The organism is Marinobacter sp. S6332 (assembly GCF_023016045.1).
Taxonomy (GTDB): domain Bacteria; phylum Pseudomonadota; class Gammaproteobacteria; order Pseudomonadales; family Oleiphilaceae; genus Marinobacter.
Genome location: NZ_JALKAP010000006.1, coordinates 71,275 through 89,778, shown reverse-complemented (window position 1 = coordinate 89,778; position 18,504 = coordinate 71,275). Strand labels below are relative to the sequence as shown.

The window sequence follows — 18,504 nt, the reverse complement described above, 5'->3', positions numbered from 1 at the left end:
GGCAACATCATGGCAGAACTGAAAAGCCCGCTGGAAGATATCTGGCCAGAACCGCTACTTGCGAAAGCGGCAGGCATAAAGCTGCTTGCCTTGGACGTTGACGGCATCATGAGTGATGGCACGGTCTACTTCAGCGCGACAGGCGACGAACTTAAAGGCTTCAATATTCTGGATGGACTTGGCCTGAAACAGCTAATGGCCGCCGGGATCACCGTGGCGGTCATTACCGGCCGCAGCTCGCCCTTAACTGAAAAGCGCATGTCAGACCTGAAAATCACCCATTTAATGCAAGGGCGTGAAGATAAGAAGGTCGCACTTGAAGAGCTGGCCAGCGCTCTGAACATGGCACCGGATGCCATTGCCTACATGGGCGACGATCTTCCGGACTTACCCGCCATTCGCTATGCCAGCTTAGGGGTGACGGTACCCAACGGTTATTGGCTGATCAAAGAGCATGCGGATTACTGCACTCAGGCCAGCGGAGGGCAGGGTGCAGTGCGCGAACTCTGCGACCTACTGTTGACAGCCGGCGGGCACCTAAATGCAACCCTGACACCGTACTTGGAGCCGTAAGCATGGCTGAAAGCGCCAAAAGTAGCCGCCTCTCAAAACCGGCTCTGGCAAACAAGCCAAGATTGCGCATGCTTGGCTTGGCAGTAACCATTGCCGCCACTTTTTTTCTGCTTTGGCAAAGCGATGAACCACCGCTTAGCAGCTACAGTGACGCAAAAAAGCTCCGAGGTGACGCTGAGCCAGACGGTTTTGTCATCAATGGCAGCTACACATCATACGATGAAGCTGGCAATCGCAAGATCGTTTTTACAAGCCCGCGAATAGAACAGTTTGAAGAGGGAAATTTGGCCACTATGGAATTTCCCAGAGCAGAACTGTTTGGCACCACAGGAGAAGGGCCTTGGGTTCTGAATGCTGAAAACGGCAAGCTGCGACAAAACGAAGACCAGCTTTATCTCACTGGGAAGGTTAGTGTCGTGCGAACAATTGGAGAACGGGAAGCTACACTCAAAACCGAGAGCCTTACCTTAGACAACAAGAAAGGCACGGTGTACACCGGCGACCCTGTTGAAATTACAGACAGCGTTGGCACCACAAGCGCGACGGGAATGAAAGCGTGGATCGACGAACGAATTCTGGAGCTCAACTCTCAGGTAAAAGGACGCTATGAAACCGCTCAATAATCTTATGCGCAAGCTTCTGGCGGCCTTTCTGGCTGTAGGCCTTGCCAGCCCTGCAATGGCTTTTGATCTTGATTCCGATCAGCCAATCACAGTCAGTGCCGACAGCGCCCGGCTCGACGACGGTCAGGGCATTGCCACATACACCGGGGCGGTTGAACTGGCACAAGGCAGTACCCGGCTTACTGCTGAGCGGGTCGTGCTGTACCGCAGCGCCGAAGGTCTCAACCGCATCGAGGCCAACGGTTCCCCTGCCCGCTACCAGCAACCGGTTGCCGGCGGCGAGGGTGAAACCGATGCCAGAGCCCGAAACATTGTCTGGTCAGCCACTGACAAGCAGCTCATCTTTGAACGAGAGGCTGTAATTGAGCAAAATGGCAATATATTCCGTGGCGATATTATTCGCTATGACACCGAGCAACGCGTGGTTACCGCAGAGGGCGGTGAGGATACCGGTGGCGGCTCGGGCCGGGTCGAGATGATTATCCAGCCCCGCGGCAACAGCTCCGGCTCCACCCAATAACAGCTGATCACAGTAAACAGGAATCCGATGGCAGTTCTCAGAGCGAGCAACTTGGCGAAAAGCTACAAGCAAAAAAAAGTGGTTATCGATGTTTCGCTGGAAATTCGCAGCGGTGAAATCGTCGGCTTGCTTGGTCCCAATGGCGCAGGCAAAACCACATGCTTTTACATGATTGTAGGGCTAGTAAACGCTGATAACGGCCGTATAACCATCGACAGCCAAGATATTACACCTCTCCCCATGCATGGCCGGGCGCGCAAAGGGATTGGCTATCTGCCGCAAGAGGCGTCGGTGTTCCGAAAGCTGTCGGTGCGGGACAACATTATGGCAATTCTCGAAACTCGCAAGAAGCTCACTCGGGCCGAGCGTTTGAGCAAGCTTGAACAACTGCTGGAAGAGTTCCACATTACCCATATCCGCGACAGTCTGGGCATGGCACTTTCTGGCGGTGAGCGGCGACGTGTAGAGATTGCCCGGGCTCTGGCAATGGAGCCTGCCTTTATTCTACTGGACGAACCATTTGCAGGCGTGGATCCTATCTCCGTCAGTGACATCAAACAGATTATCCGCCACTTGCGGGACAAAGGCATTGGCGTGTTGATAACCGACCACAACGTTCGGGAAACGCTGGATATTTGCGAGAACGCCTATATTGTCTCTGGCGGACACATTATCGCCTCTGGGAACTCCGAAACCATTCTTGCCAACCAACTGGTTAAAGAAGTCTATCTTGGCAACGAGTTTCGCCTGTAGCTTGGTTTTCGCTGCGACAGAACGACCGCTCGATTGTTTTGCTGACCCGGAGCAAGTAAACTCGGCAGAGAACTTGCTAGGGTATACTTAGGTGGCGGCAAGTAGCCGACATACAAAGACTTTTTGCCAATGCAAGAAATTCGGAGTGGGTATTAGTGACGGATACTGAGCAATGGTTATGAAAGCCTCATTACAATTAAAGCTGGGTCAGAGCCTGACAATGACGCCCCAGCTGCAGCAGGCGATCAGGCTTCTACAGTTATCAACACTCGACCTTCAGCAGGAAATCCAGCAAGCTCTGGAATCCAATCCCCTGCTGGAATCCCAAGAAGACGACGATCAAGTCGATATGCCTGCTGCCGACGGCGAGCAGAATCAGGACCAAACCTCGGACGAGAGCTCATCCGAACCGGTAACAGATGCATCCGGCTCGGACTGGGATGAGAGCGAAAACGGTCCTGACTGGCAATCTGAAAACGATATTCCCGACACCATTCCAGACGACCTTCCGGTTGATACTGCTTGGGACGATATTTATCAGTCTGCCCCTACCCCGGCAGCGCGCAACGAAGACGAAAGCGATCACGATTTCGAGACCCGCAACTCCCCTAGCGAAACCCTAAGAGACCATCTTGAGTGGCAACTAAACCTCACGCCTTTGAGCGAACGTGATCAAGCCATTGCCCATGCGCTCATGGACGCCGTAGACGAGCAAGGCTACCTCACAAGCTCGGTAGAGGAAATCTACAGCGGGTTGGCTGACGATACAGATGCAGACCCACTGGAGCTAGACGAGGTAGAGGCCGTGTTACGCAGGCTGCAGTACTTTGATCCACCCGGGGTCTTCGCCCGAGATCTTCAGGACTGCCTGCTGATTCAGCTAAACCAACTGCCGCCAGAAACCCCGTGGCTCGCTCAGGCGCGACTGGTCATCACCCATTACATAAACCTTCTAGGCAACCGAGACTACGCCCAACTACTGCGCCGCAGCCGCCTAAAAGAAGACCAGCTACGCGATGTACTCGCGCTGATAACTAGCCTCAACCCACGCCCGGGAGACATCATTGACCGCACTGAGCCGGACTACGTAATTCCGGATGTTATTGTGCGCAAACACAATGACCGCTGGCGAGTCGAGCTAAATCCTGAAATTGCACCACGCATACGCGTGAATGCCAGCTATGCTTCATTAATAAAACGTGCGGACAGCAGTGCTGACAATACTTACCTACGCGACCAGCTTCAGGAAGCAAAGTGGTTTATCAAAAGCCTGCAAAGCCGCAACGAAACCTTGTTGAAAGTTGCAACCCGAATTGTGGAGTACCAACAAGGTTTTCTAGATCACGGCGAAGAGGCAATGAAGCCGCTGATTCTCTCGGATATCGCCCAGCTTGTGGAAATGCATGAATCGACGATTTCTCGTGTAACCACGCAGAAATACATGCACACACCTAGAGGTGTATTCGAGCTAAAGTATTTCTTCTCCAGCCACGTCAGTACCGATGAAGGTGGAGAATGCTCATCAACGGCTATCCGTGCCATGATCAAAAAATTGATCGCGGCAGAAACACCAAAAAAGCCATTGAGTGATAGCAAAATTGCAGCCATGCTGGGAGAACAGGGAATTAAGGTGGCAAGGCGTACGGTTGCAAAGTACCGTGAGGCGATGCACATTCCGCCTTCCAACGAGCGTAAGCGACTGGTTTAAACCCGGCACCGAAAATAGATTTACGTGGATTTTTCGCTGGTGCAGCCATGCTCCGGCACTCAGGCCGGCCACTAAAGCCGGAACGGATGACAATAGGAGACGTCTATGCAACTCAATATTTCAGGCCATCACGTAGAATTGACTCCAGCCCTGAAAGACTATGTAGCTGAAAAATTTGAACGACTTGAGCGGCACTTCGACCACATCAGTAACTGCCAGGTGACACTGGAAGTGGATAAGGTTCGACAGATTGCAGATGCGACGCTCCACGTGGTGGGTGGTGAAATCCACGCAAAAGCTGAAAATGAAGATATGTATGCGGCAATCGATGGCCTCGTCGACAAGCTTGATCGACAGATCATCAAGCATAAAGAGAAAAATTTGGACAGGATGCAGGGAAACACCGCCCGCTAGGCGATAGTTTTCAGGCATGTCATCTAATCAGGCTGCGGCGCGAGCAACGTGTCGCAGCTTTTTTAACGGAAGCGCGGTCGATTCATGAGCGACACATCCCTAACAATAGACAATATCCTTGCGCCGGAACTGACGCTATGCAAGGTACCCGCATCCAGTAAAAAGCGGGTTCTGGAATTCATTGCAGAGCAGATTCGCCAGCACAATGATGTTGTTAGCGAAGGCCAGATTTTCAACAATCTGATTGCTCGCGAGCGACTTGGTAGCACCGGAATCGGCCAGGGGATCGCGATTCCCCACTGCCGTCTGGAAGGGCTTGAGCAAGTCATCGGCGTATTGATGACTTTGGAAGAGGCCGTTGATTTTGATGCAATCGATAACCAGCCGGTTGATCTTGTATTTGCACTTGTTGTGCCCAAAGAAGCCACCAGCGAGCACCTTGAGTTACTGAGCCAACTCGCCGAAAAGTTCAACGAGCGCACATTTTGCGACAGTCTTCGACAGTGCGAAGATGCGCAAACGCTTTACCAACGCATGACCGCAACAAGCGGCTGATATTCACTCTGGCAACAGGCTGTTTCACCATGAAGCTGATCATCGTCAGTGGCCGGTCTGGCTCCGGCAAGAGTACCGCTCTTCACGTGCTGGAGGATCTGGGATTCTACTGCATTGATAACTTACCTATCGGGCTTCTGTTCCCTCTTACACGGGAAGCCGCAAATCAGAGCGCGCCAGGGCGGCTCGATAAGATGGCCGTCAGCATTGATGCCCGTAATCTGTCTGGCGAGCTGGCTAATTTTGAGGAGATCTACCGCAAGCTCCGCAAAGAAGAGATTCAGGTAGAGATCATCTACCTTGACGCTGACGAGCAGTCTCTGCTGCAACGATTCCACGCCACGCGGCGGAAGCACCCGCTGAGCGACGACAAGACTTCCCTAAGAGAAGCCATTACCAACGAAAAAGATCTGCTCGAACCGCTTTCAAAACTTTCAGATTTGTACATCAACACCATCGGTCTGTCGATGTACGAGCTTCGGGATATGGTGAAGCAGCGGGTTGCTGGCCGAAAAGATCAGGAGCTGGCGCTACTGTTCCAGTCCTTCGGGTTTAAACACGGCGTGCCTCTGGATTCGGATTATGTATTTGATGTTCGGTGTTTGCCGAACCCCTACTGGGACACCAGCCTGCGCAAGTTTACAGGTCTGGACCAGCCGGTTATCGAGTTTCTCGAGAACGAATCCGCTAGCCGTAAAATGGTGAACGACCTGATTGCGTTTCTGGAAAACTGGATACCGGCCTTCGCTGACAGCAACCGCAGCTACATGACCATTTCCATTGGTTGTACGGGCGGCCAACACCGTTCTGTGTATATTTGCGAGCAATTGGAACAGCACTTCAGCGAGCACTCCAGCAATGTGCAAGTACGCCATACCGAATTGCCCCACCTGCAGGCCAGAAATGAGGTCTGATTTACCGTGATACGTCACCCCATTGTAATTATTAACAAGCTTGGCTTACACGCTCGGGCTACTGCGAAGTTGGTAGCCACCGCGTCGCAGTTCGACAGCTCCGTTAAGGTTTGTGGTAAAGGCCGCGAGGTGGATGCTAAAAACATCATGCAGGTGATGATGCTCGCCGCCAGCAAAGGTACCGAAGTGGAATTGGTGGCCGATGGGCCGGATGAGCAAAAAGCGATTGAGGCTTTGTCCGAATTGATTAATGACTATTTTGGCGAAGGCGAGTAAACCGCTCTTTTTTTGCGTCACCCTGCCTCTTTACTCCGATACATTCCTATAACTCTTTCTCACGTGCACCGGCTAACTCCGCTATAATGCAGGCGTTTTCTGACTGTAGGTGATTCATGTCCGATATTCTGGAAAAAAGCCAAGCCCGCCAACGTTTACGCTCACTGAGTGAAGCGCTAGATAGTGGCGCGCTGAAGCAGGTCGCCCGCATTCTCAACGGCGGTCTGAGCCCCAGCGATATTGCTCACCTACTGGAGTCATCGCCACCGCGCCAGAGAGCCCTGCTCTGGAACCTGGTCGATAAGCAGCTGGAAGGCGATGTTCTTCAGTATCTTAACGAGGATATTCGCGCCGAATACCTAAGCCGACTGAACGCTCAGGAACTGGCGGATATCATTGAAGACTTCGAGTCGGACGATCTCGCCGACCTTCTGCAACAGCTGCCAGACAAAGTCATCCAAGAAGTTCTGGACACCATGGATGACCAAGACCGGCAGCGGGTTGAGGAAGTCCTATCCTACCCCGAGGACACTGCCGGCGGCCTGATGAATACGGACACCATCACTGTCCGCCCTGATATCAGTATCGACGTCGTATTACGTTACCTTCGTCGTCATCGCGCCCTGCCCCCGATGACCGACAGCCTGATTGTAGTAAGCCGACGCGACGAGTTCATCGGTATGCTGTCTATTACCAAAATGCTTGTTTCCAATCAGGCGGCCACCGTTCGCGAGGTAATGGATACCGACATTGAACCCATACCCGTCACACTTTCGGATACCAAGGTAGCCACCCTGTTCGAGCGCTATGACCTTATCTCCGCGCCGGTGGTGAATCAGGAGGGGCACCTGCTAGGCCGAATCACTATCGATGACGTGGTAGATGTTATCCGAGAAGACGCAGACCATTCGTTGATGAGCATGGCCGGTCTTGATGACGATGAAGATACCTTCGCGCCAGTTTGGAAAACAACCCGCCGCAGGGCAGTCTGGTTGGGCGTTAACCTGCTAACCGCTTTTATTGCTTCTGGCGTGATTGGCCTGTTTGAAGACACGATTGAGAAGGTGGTTGCGCTGGCGGTGCTCATGCCCATTGTGGCGAGCATGGGCGGAATCGCGGGTAGCCAGACCTTAACACTGGTGATTAGGGGCATGGCGGTTGGCCAAATCAGCGGCACCAACGTGGGCTGGCTGCTGAACCGAGAGTTTCTTTCCGGTATTCTCAACGGCATGCTCTGGGCAGGCGTGGTGGCCGCGGCTGCTACCATATGGTTTCAGGACTTAATGATAGGCGCCATTATTGCTGCCGCACTGATTATTAATCTGGTTGCCGCGGCGCTTGTGGGCACAGTGCTGCCACTGTTCCTAAAATCCCGTAATATCGACCCAGCACTGGCAGGCAGCGTTATACTGACAACCGTCACAGATGTGGTCGGGTTTATGTCTTTTCTCGGCCTTGCGACCATTTTTTACGCCTGAACCGGCAAATTTGGATGAAATCATGATCGACGAACACCAAGACGACGAGGCGCCGCAATACTCGGGCCCAAGCAAGTCTCAACTTAAACGGGATATGCATGCACTCCAAGGTATTGGAAAGCGCATGCTGGAGCTGAGCAACGAACAGCTTGATACCTTGACGATCAGTGATACGCTTCGAAGTGCTATTGAAGAGTCCCGCAGGATCAAGCAAAACGAGGCCAAGCGCCGCCACCTGCAGTACATCGGTAAAATTATCCGGCAAGAAGACGATCCCGAGGCTGTGGAACGGGCTATTGATGCTTTCGATTCAGGGAGCGAGGAACACACGCGCCGCCACCACTTGGCTGAGCGTTGGCGCGACCGCATGATTGCAGAGGGCGACTCGGTAGCTGGCGAATTTTTCAATTACTGCCCCGATGCTGACATACAACACCTACGTAACCTTGTTCGCAATGCCCGCAAGGATATGGAAAAACAGAAAAATACCGGACAAGCCCGTAAGCTATTCCGCTACTTGCGAGAGTGCGTTGACGAAGCGGAGGCCTGATTCTGCCAGCGTCGCCCGGTTAATCACCCGTATCGAATACGCTGCGCAGATCAACCAAAGGGTCGTCCCAGGTTCCGGTCACGTTGTAGGTGGCGCTTGTAAGCCTGCTCAGGGGATCACCCAGCACCTTATCCAGCACAAACAGCGCGCCACCAATGGGCGCGCTGGCTCCCATCAGCAAGGCAGCCAAGGGCAGGTTTTGGGTTAGCGGCAATACCACAACCAGCCGCATATCAAATTCCTCGCGTGCCAGACTGGTACTTCCGCTGAGTTTGAAAGCACCTGAAGGCCCCACCACCTGAAGCTCTGGGTTCATCGTCAGCAGGCCACCTTCAAGACGGGCATGGCCAGAAATGGCATCGAAAGCAACGCCCCGTTCATACAAATCAGAGAAATCCAGCTTGAGCCTGCGCCAAAGCGTATCGGCATTGAGCAGATTGAAAATCCTAAATACCTGCGCGCTATTGTTGCTCTCAAGAATAACGCCGTCATCTAAACGAAAGCTGACATTTCCGCTTAGGCTCGCGAGCTCAAACTCATCCGGACTCCCGGGCCAAGCCAAATCCAATTCAATATTGGTCTGTTTGTTGGAGAGAGGCACTTCGGCATCAAACAGCTCGCCAAGATCTGCCAGCGCGCCACCCGTAATCGAACCGGCAAACTGACTGGTCTCTCGATTATCTACTACACTCCACGACATATCGCCCAGTAGCCTAATCGATTTGAGACGACCTTCGATGCCGGTTATGTTGAGCCTCTGGTGCTCGGGCCGTATGTGGAAAGACCAGCGCCCAAGGCTTTCATCGTTAAGGCGCAGATCGGAGATCGCGATATTCACATCTGGCCAGCTTCCGATATCCATAGAGCGAAAGGCTTCCAGTTGCTGCTCTATGGTTAACAGTTCAGGGGCTTCCTTTGCTGCTGTCTCGTCCCGCACCAAACGCACTACAGCAAAATCGGCGGTAATCAGGCTTCGATCGTCAGGAATAACAACCCGGCCAATCGCCCGCTCTGAAATGGTACTTAAAACCCAGCGGTCGCCCAAATCAAGAGCCTCTAACTCTATGTTTGTAAGGGTTTGCCCCCCTAGGTGAAGCTCTTCTAAAGTCAGCTCAATCCCAGAATCTTTCCACAACAAATCAAAGGTCCCACGGTTCTCCCATGTACCCGAAATGCCCAGCCCCCTTTCCGCCCCAGTATCTATCTCGGCGATCAGAGGTGCGGCCTGACTTGCCTCTTTGGAAAAAGGTTCTGGCCAATCGATAGTGAGACCTTCCAGATTGGAACGAACTGTCAAACGCGGGGGCCCTTCCTCCGAAATATCCAGTTGTGCAGAGTATTCAAACGTGCCTTTGAGCCCGTACTGGCCGCTAGTGGAATCATCGCCAATAGACTTCTGGTCGGCCATACCTGCCATGCGGAGTACGCTAGGAACAGACAGAGTGCCGGTTTGCTCGATCCGTAGCGCACGTGCCGCTCCGGGCTGACTGAGCGCAACAGTCACCGGCTCACCAAGAAAGTTTGCTCTTAAGGGTGCTCCCGAAAAGCCTTTTACAGAATGGTAAGTCAGGCCACCGGAGATTCTGTCCCAGTGCAGATCCGCATCGGGGTAGGTTATCGAGCCGTTCCTTGTGCGTATATCCGCCTCCACCACGGGGATTGCCTTGTCTTTAAGCGGCAGATCAATGGCTAGATCGAGCTTGTAGCTACCGCCATACTTCAAATTAGCGGCCTCGGTGCCAGCCATATCGCCAAACGGGGTGTTGGCCATCCAGTACACGATGGCATTAGCCGGCACCGGCGCTGAAACGTCCACGCGCACCAACGCACCCTCTTTTTCAGGGATAACCGCTACGGTACTTGGCTCCAATGCCAAGCCACCGGTTGTTCCGGTCGCCAGAGACACCAACGTGTCGCCGTTCTGCACATCAACGCGCCCTTTTGCGTCCGTTACCTCCGGCCATTGGTCGTCGTAGCGAACGGTGGCGTTTTCAAACTCGTACCACATGGAAGATACAAATGAACCCGAGGGGGAGTCTTCGCCAATTTGGCCGTGCCCATAGTAAACACCTGATGTTACATCAGCTTTCGTAATGGCTGTGGTCAGCCACTCATAGAGCCCTGCATCCACCACTTTTTGTGGAACGAAGGCCGATAGCATGGAAGCCTCACCGTTCTCGACACCCACACGAAGGCCGAGGTTGTCTTCGCCTTGTTCATCTAGCCTGAGATCGAAAGCACCGCGCAAACGGGTACGTTCGCCATAGCTCAGGCCTATGTCATCTGCATAAACCCGGGTTACCGGGCCATCCAAGCGCCAGGCGACCGTGGCAGACAACTCAGGAAAAGCCCATTCGCCGCCGAACAGTTCCGGGAACCCTAGGGTTACCGGCTGCACTCCTGAACGCGCACGCACATATCCGGCACCCTGATCCACATATATAAAGCCGTTCACCCCACTCGCTGCCGGGGCACCATCGTATGCCGCGACCCCTGCATCCCGTAATCGGCCTGAGAACTCAAACATATTGTCTCCACTCCCCGGCACCCGAACCTTCATACCATCCAGAAAACCCACTGGGCGATAGTCGTTAAGCGCGTCAATAGCCCATGGGGGCAGGATCGGGAGTCTGGCAGTTAGGCGTCTTAGGGGGCGCAGAGGCAAAGCGTCGGCGGTGATGGTTATGCCGTCGGGCTCCGGGAGCAGCTTCAGGCTGAACGGCGGTACCTCGTCCCCATCCCAGGTCCAGGCTAGTTGTTTAAGGTGCCACTCACCGATGGTCTCTGGTTGGTCACTACCCTCTTCGGGGTTTTCCATCACAGTACTATGGCGGCGCCAGCCAAATTGTGCGCTGATATCTTCTAGGGGAGCCAAGGATTCGCCGTCAACGCCCAGCTGCATGTAGGGCGTTCTTACGGTGCCACTGACTTGTTGCAAGGTACCTTTGCGAAAAGTCAGCCAGGCTTCACCTCCCAGATCAAACCCTTCAACACGGATATCTCGCCATTGGTATTCGTCAATCAAGCCATCAAACAGGCGGCCAGAATCCACATCAAGGTAAAGCTGGCCACTGAAATCACCGCGGAAGAAGTGTTTTCCAACCAGAGTAAAGCTGGCAAGTTGTTGGGTTGTGGAAGATTGCATGGCACGCCCCGATGCACGGAACAAGCCTTGTTGATATCGCAGATCGAGTTGCGGTATGTCAAGGTGGCGAAGCTGACCTTGATTATCTCGAATGCCTAGGTTCACCCGAGTCACTTTTATATAGGGATCTGACAGCCATTTTCCGGCAACTTCGAGCCAATGGCGGAAACGATTGTTGAGGGGTTCCGGGAAATCAGCACCCCGAACCCCCACTTCACCGCTATCCATTTGGTTCAGCGTCAATTCAAGCCCGTCGGCCTCAAAATCCTCGAACACGATTCGAAAACGCATTAACGATGCCAGAGCATCAAAGCGGATGGTTAAATGCTGCAAGCTCACCACCCGCACTCCGGAATCCGGGTTGGTCACGTCTATGTTTTGTGCGGTAAACGAGGGATCGAGCCAGAACCAGCGCGACGAGAGGCTTCCAATGCTGACTTCGTGGCCTAGGCGTATTGAGAGTTCTCGGGAAAGGTCATCCCGGAAAGCGTCCACATTTTGCGTAAGCTGGCGTCCAATGCCCGCGTAGAGCGCGAGTAATACAAGGACAATCAGCAGCAGCCACCAAACGGCATTGGTTAAAACAGCCATCAAGCGGACAGGTTGGCTTTCCGGGCAGTTCTCCGGTAAAGGCGGTTGTCGTTCGGAGGAAGGCGTTCGGGGTGTCACGCTTAATCACCCCCTACGCCGACATGTCGCCTCGAAGTCAGAGCAAAACCACATCGTACTGCTCCTGGCTGTAAAACGGCTCCACCTGAAAGCGGACAGTCTTGGCAATGAAGGTTTCGAGATCTGCCACGTTGTCAGATTCTTCATCAACGAGGCGGTCTACCACGCTCTGCGATGCCATCACCAGATAGCTCTCGGCATCGTAGGCACGATTCACTCGCAGAATTTCCCGGAAAATTTCGAAACACACGGTTTCGCTGGTTTTCAGGAAGCCTCTGCCATCACAGATTGGACAGGGTTCGCACAAAACCTGGCCGAGGCTTTCAGTGGTTCGCTTTCGCGTCATCTCCACTAATCCAAGCTCAGACACGCCGGTGATCTTGGTTTTGGCGTGGTCCCGCTCAAGCATCTTTTCCAGCATCCGATGCACCTGGCGCTGGTGTTCAACATCTTCCATATCAATAAAGTCGATGATGATGATGCCACCGAGATTACGCAGGCGCAGCTGACGGCTGATCGCCCGCGCAGCCTCAAGGTTAGTTTTGAAAATCGTTTCTTCAAGATTTCGATGCCCCACGAAAGCACCGGTATTGATGTCAATGGTGGTCATGGCTTCGGTTTGATCAATGATCACGTAGCCACCGGATTTAAGCTGCACTTTGCGGCTCAGGGCCTTTTGAATTTCATCTTCCACTGAATAAAGATCAAAAATGGGCCGTTCACCCGGGTAGTATTCCACCTTGTCGGCAAATTCCGTGACAAATTCATCAACAAATTCCATAACCCGCTGATGACTCTCGCGGCTATCTATGCGCACTTTCTCCGTCTGCGGCCGAATAAGATCCCGAATAGTGCGAATAAACAGGGGCAGGTCTTTGTAGACGGCTGCAGGCGCCTGCACCTTGGCAATGCGGTCATGGATGGACTGGCTCAGGTGGTGCAGGTAGTTCATATCGGCGAGCAGTTCTTCAGCCGTTGCCGCCTCAGCCGCCGTTCGGATGATGTATCCACCCTGTATATCCGGGTGTGCTGCGGCGCCTTCCTCAACTAAGGCTTTTAAACGACTGCGCTCGGCTTCATCCTCAATTCTTTGTGAAATGCCCACATGGCTAACATCTGGCATAAACACCAGATACCGGGAGGGGATTGAAAGCTGCGTGGTCAGGCGTGCGCCTTTTGTGCCGATAGGGTCTTTGGTGACCTGCACGACCAGTGATTGTCCTTCCCTCAGCAAGGTGCGGATATCCGGAACGGTTTTTGGGCCATCACTGGAATCGGCTGTGCTAGACTGGTTCGGAACCACATCAGAGGCATGTATAAACGCTGCGCGTTCCAGCCCTATATCAACAAACGCCGCCTCCATGCCGGGAAGCACGCGCACAACCTTGCCTTTGTATATATTGCCCACAATGCCCTTGCGGCTGGCACGCTCTATGTAGGCCTCTTGTAACATTCCGTTTTCAACCAAGGCGACCCGGGTTTCAACCGGCGTTACGTTGATTAGGATTTCTTCGCTCATGATTGGCTCTCCCTACTACTCGGCCAGTGTTTCCATACAATACAGCCAGCGTTGGCCAGCAAGGCGGCGGTTTCCTGCAACGGCAGCCCTACAACCGCACTGTAACTCCCTTTCAGTTGCTTCACAAAAATACCACCAAGTCCCTGAATTCCATAACTTCCGGCCTTGTCCATCGGCTCACCTGTGGCTACGTAGGCTGCAATCTCGCCTTGCGACAGCACCCGGAAGCTCACATCTGTAACTACTAGGCAGGATTCACAGTGTTCGCCTTTGGTCACTGCAATGGCTGTCAACACCTGATGGGTTTTGCCAGATAACCGTGTCAGCATGGTTGTGGCCTCAGCCTCGTCAGATGGTTTACCCAAAATGGCGCCTTCCAAAACCACAGAAGTGTCGGAGCCAAGAACAATATCACCCTGAAAATCGGTTGAAATCGCCAGAGCTTTCTCCCGGGCAAGCCGCTCCACGTAATCACCCGGTGGTTCGGATGCCTTTGGCGTTTCGTCAATGTGTGCAGGCTGCACAGAAAACGCCACACCAATCTGCGTAAGCAACTCCGAGCGGCGTGGTGAGGCTGAGGCGAGAATAATCGATGTCATGGCTAACCCAGCTTCCGGTTAATGTTATCCATCAGTATGCAGAACACCGGCCAAAGTAAAGCGCTGGTGAGCGCGGGCCAAAGATAGCTGAACCCGGCATCTTCACCGCCAAACATTTGCTTTAGGAAGTGAACCAACATTTGATTGATACCCAGCAACAGAAACACCATCAAGCATTGTTGTGGCATAGGATACATTCGCAACCGTTGATGAATGGTGAGAACCAAAAAGGCTATCAACCCCATTGCCAGCGCATTCACGCCCAATGGAGTTGCCTCGAGCACATCGAGCAGCAAGCCTAAACACCATGCCAGTAATATGCCGAACTGAGCCGGTGTGCGGAAGGTCCAATAAAACACCACAAGCCCAAGCCATTCAGGACGAAATTCAAACCAACCCACGGGGAAGAGCGAAATGCTCAGTACCAGCGATACAACCACGGACAGCACAAATACCGGGTAACTGATAACGGATAGCATCAGCCCTGCCCCTCCTGTGCCGTTTCGTATGCCGGAACATAGGAAGGCGTTTCAATGTTCGCCTCAGACCCAGCCGGGGATTCGCTTGATGGCGGAAATACCACCAGCACCAGGCGGCTTTGGTTTAGCTGTGCTTTTGGGCGAGCGCGAATATCAACAAAAGGCTCACCCGGTTCCTTGTTGATCAGACTCACCTCGGCAACCGGATACCCTCTAGGAAAGCGCCCACCAAGCCCGGAACTCACCAACAGATCCCCTTCCCGGATGTCCGCTGTGTCTGGCACGTGAACCAAATCAAGGGTGTCGGAATCGCCGGTGCCCAACAGAATCGCACGAAGCCCATTACGCACAACCTCAACCGGCACAGCGTGACTGCTGTCTGAAACGAGGAGTACGCGGGAGGTAACCTGACTGGTCTGTACTACTTGCCCCATCAGGCCGTGGGCATCCAGTATGGCTTGCCCCACTTGCAAGCCATCACTACGACCTTTATTGATAACGATTTCATGGGAATAAGGGTCGGGAGACACGCCCACGACTTCGCTGACGATAACCCGGTCATCAAGGAGTTCCGAGGAATTCATCAAGCGGCGGAGTTCGTTATTTTCGGAGGCTAAAGCGGCATATTTGAGGGCCCGGCGCTCAAGAATAAGCAACCGGGCTTTCAGGTCTTCGTTTTCCTGCTTTACATCTTCGCGGGTGGTAAAAAGCCCGGCAACCCAATCACTAAATTGATAAGGAGCATTGCCAAGCCAATAGACTGGCGTGAGGCCGGTTGCCAAGGTGCTGCGAATAGGAGTTACACGCTCAAACTGATAATCGGCAACGATTAACGTCGCCGATACAATAATAACCAGCAAGAGCCTGAGGCCAGGTACCGGCCCCTGAACAAAAATGGTTTTAATGGCGATCCCTCCCCAAAGGATTATCCCTCCTGGGAGAACATTCCAATACCACCCCGATCAATAACCTCCAGCGCCTTGCCACCACCACGGGCAACGCAGGTCAGCGGATCTTCTGCGATGATCACCGGCAGCCCGGTTTCTTCGCTGATCAGCTTGTCCAGTCCACGCAGCAATGCACCGCCACCGGTCAGAACAATGCCACGCTCGGCGATATCAGAAGCCAGCTCGGGTGGTGACTGCTCCAGCGCGCTTTTAACCGTCTGTACGATCTGAGCCAATGATTCCTGTAGGGCGTCCAAAATTTCTTCACTGTTAAGCGTGAAGGCGCGAGGCACACCTTCTGCCAGATTACGACCACGCACATCAATTTCAAGAATTTCCAGCCCTTCGTAAGCGCAACCGATTTCATGCTTGATGCGTTCGGCGGTGGTTTCGCCAATCAGGCTACCGTAGTTACGGCGCACGTAGGTAACAATGGCTTCATCAAACTTATCACCACCCACCCGCACTGAATCAGCGTATACAATGCCGTTTAGGGAGATAATAGCGATTTCAGAGGTACCACCACCCACATCCACAATCATTGAACCACTGGCTTCCTCTACCGGTAGCCCGGCGCCAATTGCAGCCGCCATGGGCTCTTCAATTAGAAACACTTCCCGGGCACCGGCGCCTAGAGCCGATTCACGGATGGCTTTGCGCTCTACTTGGGTAGATTTGCTCGGCACGCACACAAGCACTCGTGGGCTTGGAGTAATAAAACTGTTTTCATGCACTTTGTGAATAAAGTGCTGAAGCATTTTTTCGGTCACCACAAAATCGGCGATTACGCCATCTTTCATGGGACGAATAGCAGTGATGTTACCGGGCGTGCGGCCCAGCATACGTTTTGCCTCGGCGCCGACAGCGGCAACCATTTTTTGGGAATTACTGGTACGAATGGCTACTACGGATGGCTCATTCAGCACAATCCCGCGGTCACGCACGAAAATAAGGGTGTTGGCGGTGCCCAGATCGATGGACAGGTCGCTGGAGAATAAGCCTCGGAGTCTTTTAATCAACATTCGTGTAGTTTCAACCTAAGAGTTGCGGTTGCAGAAAGATGCGGCAACTTTAGCAGCGCCCCCCCTCTCAGGCAAGGCACAGCCTGCTGTTAAGGCAAATGATATCCTGCCCAGCATGAACAATTGTTCATGCACTCGCAGTATCAGATTCCGCAAGCGGGCAATTTGCTGGTTGACGCGGGCATTGAGTTGAACTTTGCTACACACTAAAGTCGGCCTAAAAAGCCATACACACCTCTACTAAATTCGCCAAAATCGAGGCTGCCGTTGACACTACCAAAATTTAGCATGGCAGTACGCTCTTCCGCCTCTTCCATTTCATTGCACCTATTGCTGGCGTTGGCGCTTTTTCTCACGACAGGGGCTTCTTCATTTGCACTGGCTCAGCAGGGTGATGCTGAGCAAGCTAGCACCATCGCCTTAGAGCCCGGCGCCGAGAGCGACAAACTGATTGCTCAACGCATTAACAGTATTTTTGAACAGATCCCTCAGTTCGAATCCTTACAGGTTGGTGTCAACAGCGGTGTTGTGGCCTTGTCAGGCAAAATTGCCAACGAAGCTCAAGCGCAAAGGGCGTTAAAGCTGTCTGAACGGGTTGAAGGCGCCATCGCCGTTGACGATAGAATCGTTCGCACGCTGGATTTACAAGACAATCTCAACCCGCTTTGGGATTCACTACAAAATTCCCTGCGGGAATGGATAAGAGCCTTACCCCTATTACTAGTGGCTCTGGCCATTTTCATTATTGTAGCCTTTGCCGGGCATCGACTGGCTGGACACACTCCGCTCTGGTCGCGAATAACCAAAAACCCCTTTCTCGCCGAACTCGCGGGCCACGCAGTCAGGCTGGTAACGATTCTTCTGGGCTTGTTGCTTGCTCTTAACATTCTTGGAGCCACCGCACTGATGGGCACTCTGCTCGGGGGTGCAGGCGTACTAGGGCTAGCTATCAGCTTTGCTGTTAAAGACTCTATGGAGAACTATATTTCCAGCATCATGCTGAGCATCCGCCAGCCATTCAGGGCCCAAGAGCATGTCCTTATTAACGACTACGAAGGTGTTGTAGTTCGGCTAACATCCCGCTCAACGGTTTTAATGACGCTGGAAGGCAACCATTTGCGCATCCCCAACGCCACCGTGTTCAAAGCGGTTATTCTGAATTACTCCCGCAACCCTCAACGCCGCTTTGATTTCGTGTTAGGCGTCGACGCAGAAGACGACCCGGCCCTCGCAATACAAACAGGCTTAGCGGTGCTGCAGCAACTGGACTGGGTGCTGGATGATCCAGAGCCCAACGGCATCATCGAGTCCGTGGGTGACTCGAACATTCTGATTAAATTTATGGCCTGGATTGATCAACGCGAATCCGATTACGGCAAAGCTCGCAGCCTTTCGATTCGTGCCGCCAAAAATGCACTAGAAACGCAGGGCTTTACCTTACCTGAGCCCATCTACCGGCTACGCTTTGATCAAACGCCCGCCACACTGACGCCCTTGGATGCTCCAGAACAGCCAGTACAGACTCAAGAGCCGGCGAAAGAAAAGACTAAAGCCCCGTCAACTTCCGAATTGCCAGCTGAAGAGTTACTGGATGTGCGTCCAGACACTCACATTTCCCGCCAAGTGCAGGAGGAGCGGAGCGACGCCGCAGCCGAAGATTTGCTGGATGATACCCGGCCAATTGAGTAGGTTTTCGGCCCCTCCCGCCCAGCCACGAATCTGTTACCATAACGACCTTCTTAAAAACGCTGTTTTATACT

18 protein-coding genes are annotated in these 18,504 nt (G+C 53.2%); 12 read left to right on the top strand and 6 right to left on the bottom strand.

Annotated features, from left to right (window positions below; all coding sequences use genetic code 11):
- Nucleotides 1-9 precede the first annotated feature (9 nt).
- From MWU62_RS10405 to yjgA, 11 genes are all read left to right on the top strand, one after another.
- Nucleotides 10-573 carry an HAD hydrolase family protein gene (locus tag MWU62_RS10405; RefSeq protein ID WP_247114776.1) on the top strand — a complete coding sequence of 188 codons (564 nt, stop codon included), beginning with the start codon at nt 10-12 and terminating at the stop codon, nt 571-573.
- Between the two features lie 2 nt (nt 574-575).
- Nucleotides 576-1,196 carry an LPS export ABC transporter periplasmic protein LptC gene (gene lptC / locus MWU62_RS10400; protein ID WP_247114775.1) on the top strand — a complete coding sequence of 207 codons (621 nt, stop codon included), beginning with the start codon at nt 576-578 and terminating at the stop codon, nt 1,194-1,196.
- Nucleotides 1,180-1,716, top strand: a complete 537-nt coding sequence (lptA, locus tag MWU62_RS10395) for a lipopolysaccharide transport periplasmic protein LptA (protein WP_247114774.1) — start codon at nt 1,180-1,182, stop codon at nt 1,714-1,716. The genes lptC and lptA overlap by 17 nt, the downstream gene beginning before the upstream one ends.
- A 27-nt stretch (nt 1,717-1,743) precedes the next feature.
- A complete protein-coding gene (gene lptB / locus MWU62_RS10390) occupies nt 1,744-2,469 on the top strand; it encodes an LPS export ABC transporter ATP-binding protein (RefSeq protein WP_200365055.1) in 726 nt (241 codons plus the stop codon).
- A 178-nt stretch (nt 2,470-2,647) separates the two neighbouring features.
- A complete protein-coding gene (locus MWU62_RS10385) occupies nt 2,648-4,177 on the top strand; it encodes an RNA polymerase factor sigma-54 (protein ID WP_247114773.1) in 1,530 nt (509 codons plus the stop codon).
- A gap of 105 nt (nt 4,178-4,282) precedes the next feature.
- Nucleotides 4,283-4,591: a ribosome hibernation promoting factor gene (gene hpf, locus MWU62_RS10380; RefSeq protein WP_247114772.1), complete on the top strand. Its 309-nt coding sequence runs from the start codon at nt 4,283-4,285 to the stop codon at nt 4,589-4,591.
- A gap of 84 nt (nt 4,592-4,675) precedes the next feature.
- Complete coding sequence (gene ptsN / locus MWU62_RS10375; protein WP_200365061.1) at nt 4,676-5,146, top strand: PTS IIA-like nitrogen regulatory protein PtsN; 471 nt, start codon at nt 4,676-4,678, stop codon at nt 5,144-5,146.
- A gap of 29 nt (nt 5,147-5,175) precedes the next feature.
- Nucleotides 5,176-6,060, top strand: a complete 885-nt coding sequence (gene rapZ, locus MWU62_RS10370) for an RNase adapter RapZ (RefSeq protein ID WP_247114771.1) — start codon at nt 5,176-5,178, stop codon at nt 6,058-6,060.
- A gap of 6 nt (nt 6,061-6,066) precedes the next feature.
- Nucleotides 6,067-6,336 carry an HPr family phosphocarrier protein gene (locus tag MWU62_RS10365; protein WP_200365066.1) on the top strand — a complete coding sequence of 90 codons (270 nt, stop codon included), beginning with the start codon at nt 6,067-6,069 and terminating at the stop codon, nt 6,334-6,336.
- A 116-nt stretch (nt 6,337-6,452) separates the two neighbouring features.
- On the top strand, nt 6,453-7,814 hold the full coding sequence (mgtE, locus tag MWU62_RS10360; protein WP_247114770.1) for a magnesium transporter: 1,362 nt from the start codon (nt 6,453-6,455) through the stop codon (nt 7,812-7,814).
- A 22-nt stretch (nt 7,815-7,836) separates the two neighbouring features.
- A complete protein-coding gene (yjgA, locus tag MWU62_RS10355) occupies nt 7,837-8,364 on the top strand; it encodes a ribosome biogenesis factor YjgA (RefSeq protein ID WP_247114769.1) in 528 nt (175 codons plus the stop codon).
- Between the two features lie 19 nt (nt 8,365-8,383).
- Here the strand turns inward: yjgA and MWU62_RS10350 are convergent, their stop codons facing one another.
- Genes MWU62_RS10350 through MWU62_RS10325 form a run of 6 tightly spaced genes read right to left on the bottom strand, consistent with a single transcriptional unit; the run spans nt 8,384 to nt 16,741 of the window.
- The gene (locus MWU62_RS10350; RefSeq protein ID WP_348645642.1) at nt 8,384-12,178 is read right to left on the bottom strand and encodes an AsmA-like C-terminal region-containing protein; all 3,795 of its coding nucleotides are present in this window, start codon (nt 12,176-12,178) and stop codon (nt 8,384-8,386) included.
- Between the two features lie 37 nt (nt 12,179-12,215).
- Nucleotides 12,216-13,697, bottom strand: a complete 1,482-nt coding sequence (gene rng / locus MWU62_RS10345) for a ribonuclease G (RefSeq protein ID WP_247114768.1) — start codon at nt 13,695-13,697, stop codon at nt 12,216-12,218.
- Nucleotides 13,694-14,296, bottom strand: coding sequence for a Maf family protein (locus tag MWU62_RS10340; protein ID WP_247114767.1), 603 nt, complete (start codon nt 14,294-14,296; stop codon nt 13,694-13,696). Before MWU62_RS10340 ends, rng begins: the two co-directional genes overlap by 4 nt.
- A gap of 2 nt (nt 14,297-14,298) precedes the next feature.
- Nucleotides 14,299-14,775, bottom strand: coding sequence for a rod shape-determining protein MreD (gene mreD / locus MWU62_RS10335; RefSeq protein ID WP_247114766.1), 477 nt, complete (start codon nt 14,773-14,775; stop codon nt 14,299-14,301).
- A complete protein-coding gene (gene mreC, locus MWU62_RS10330; RefSeq protein WP_348645644.1) occupies nt 14,775-15,671 on the bottom strand; it encodes a rod shape-determining protein MreC in 897 nt (298 codons plus the stop codon). The genes mreD and mreC overlap by 1 nt, the downstream gene beginning before the upstream one ends.
- A gap of 29 nt (nt 15,672-15,700) precedes the next feature.
- Nucleotides 15,701-16,741, bottom strand: coding sequence for a rod shape-determining protein (locus MWU62_RS10325; RefSeq protein ID WP_247114967.1), 1,041 nt, complete (start codon nt 16,739-16,741; stop codon nt 15,701-15,703).
- A 291-nt stretch (nt 16,742-17,032) separates the two neighbouring features.
- On the opposite strand from MWU62_RS10325, the gene MWU62_RS10320 reads away from it, so the two are divergent.
- Nucleotides 17,033-18,433 (top strand): mechanosensitive ion channel domain-containing protein, encoded by a 1,401-nt coding sequence (locus tag MWU62_RS10320; protein ID WP_247114764.1) that lies wholly within the window; start codon nt 17,033-17,035, stop codon nt 18,431-18,433.
- The last annotated feature ends 71 nt before the right edge of the window (nt 18,434-18,504 follow it).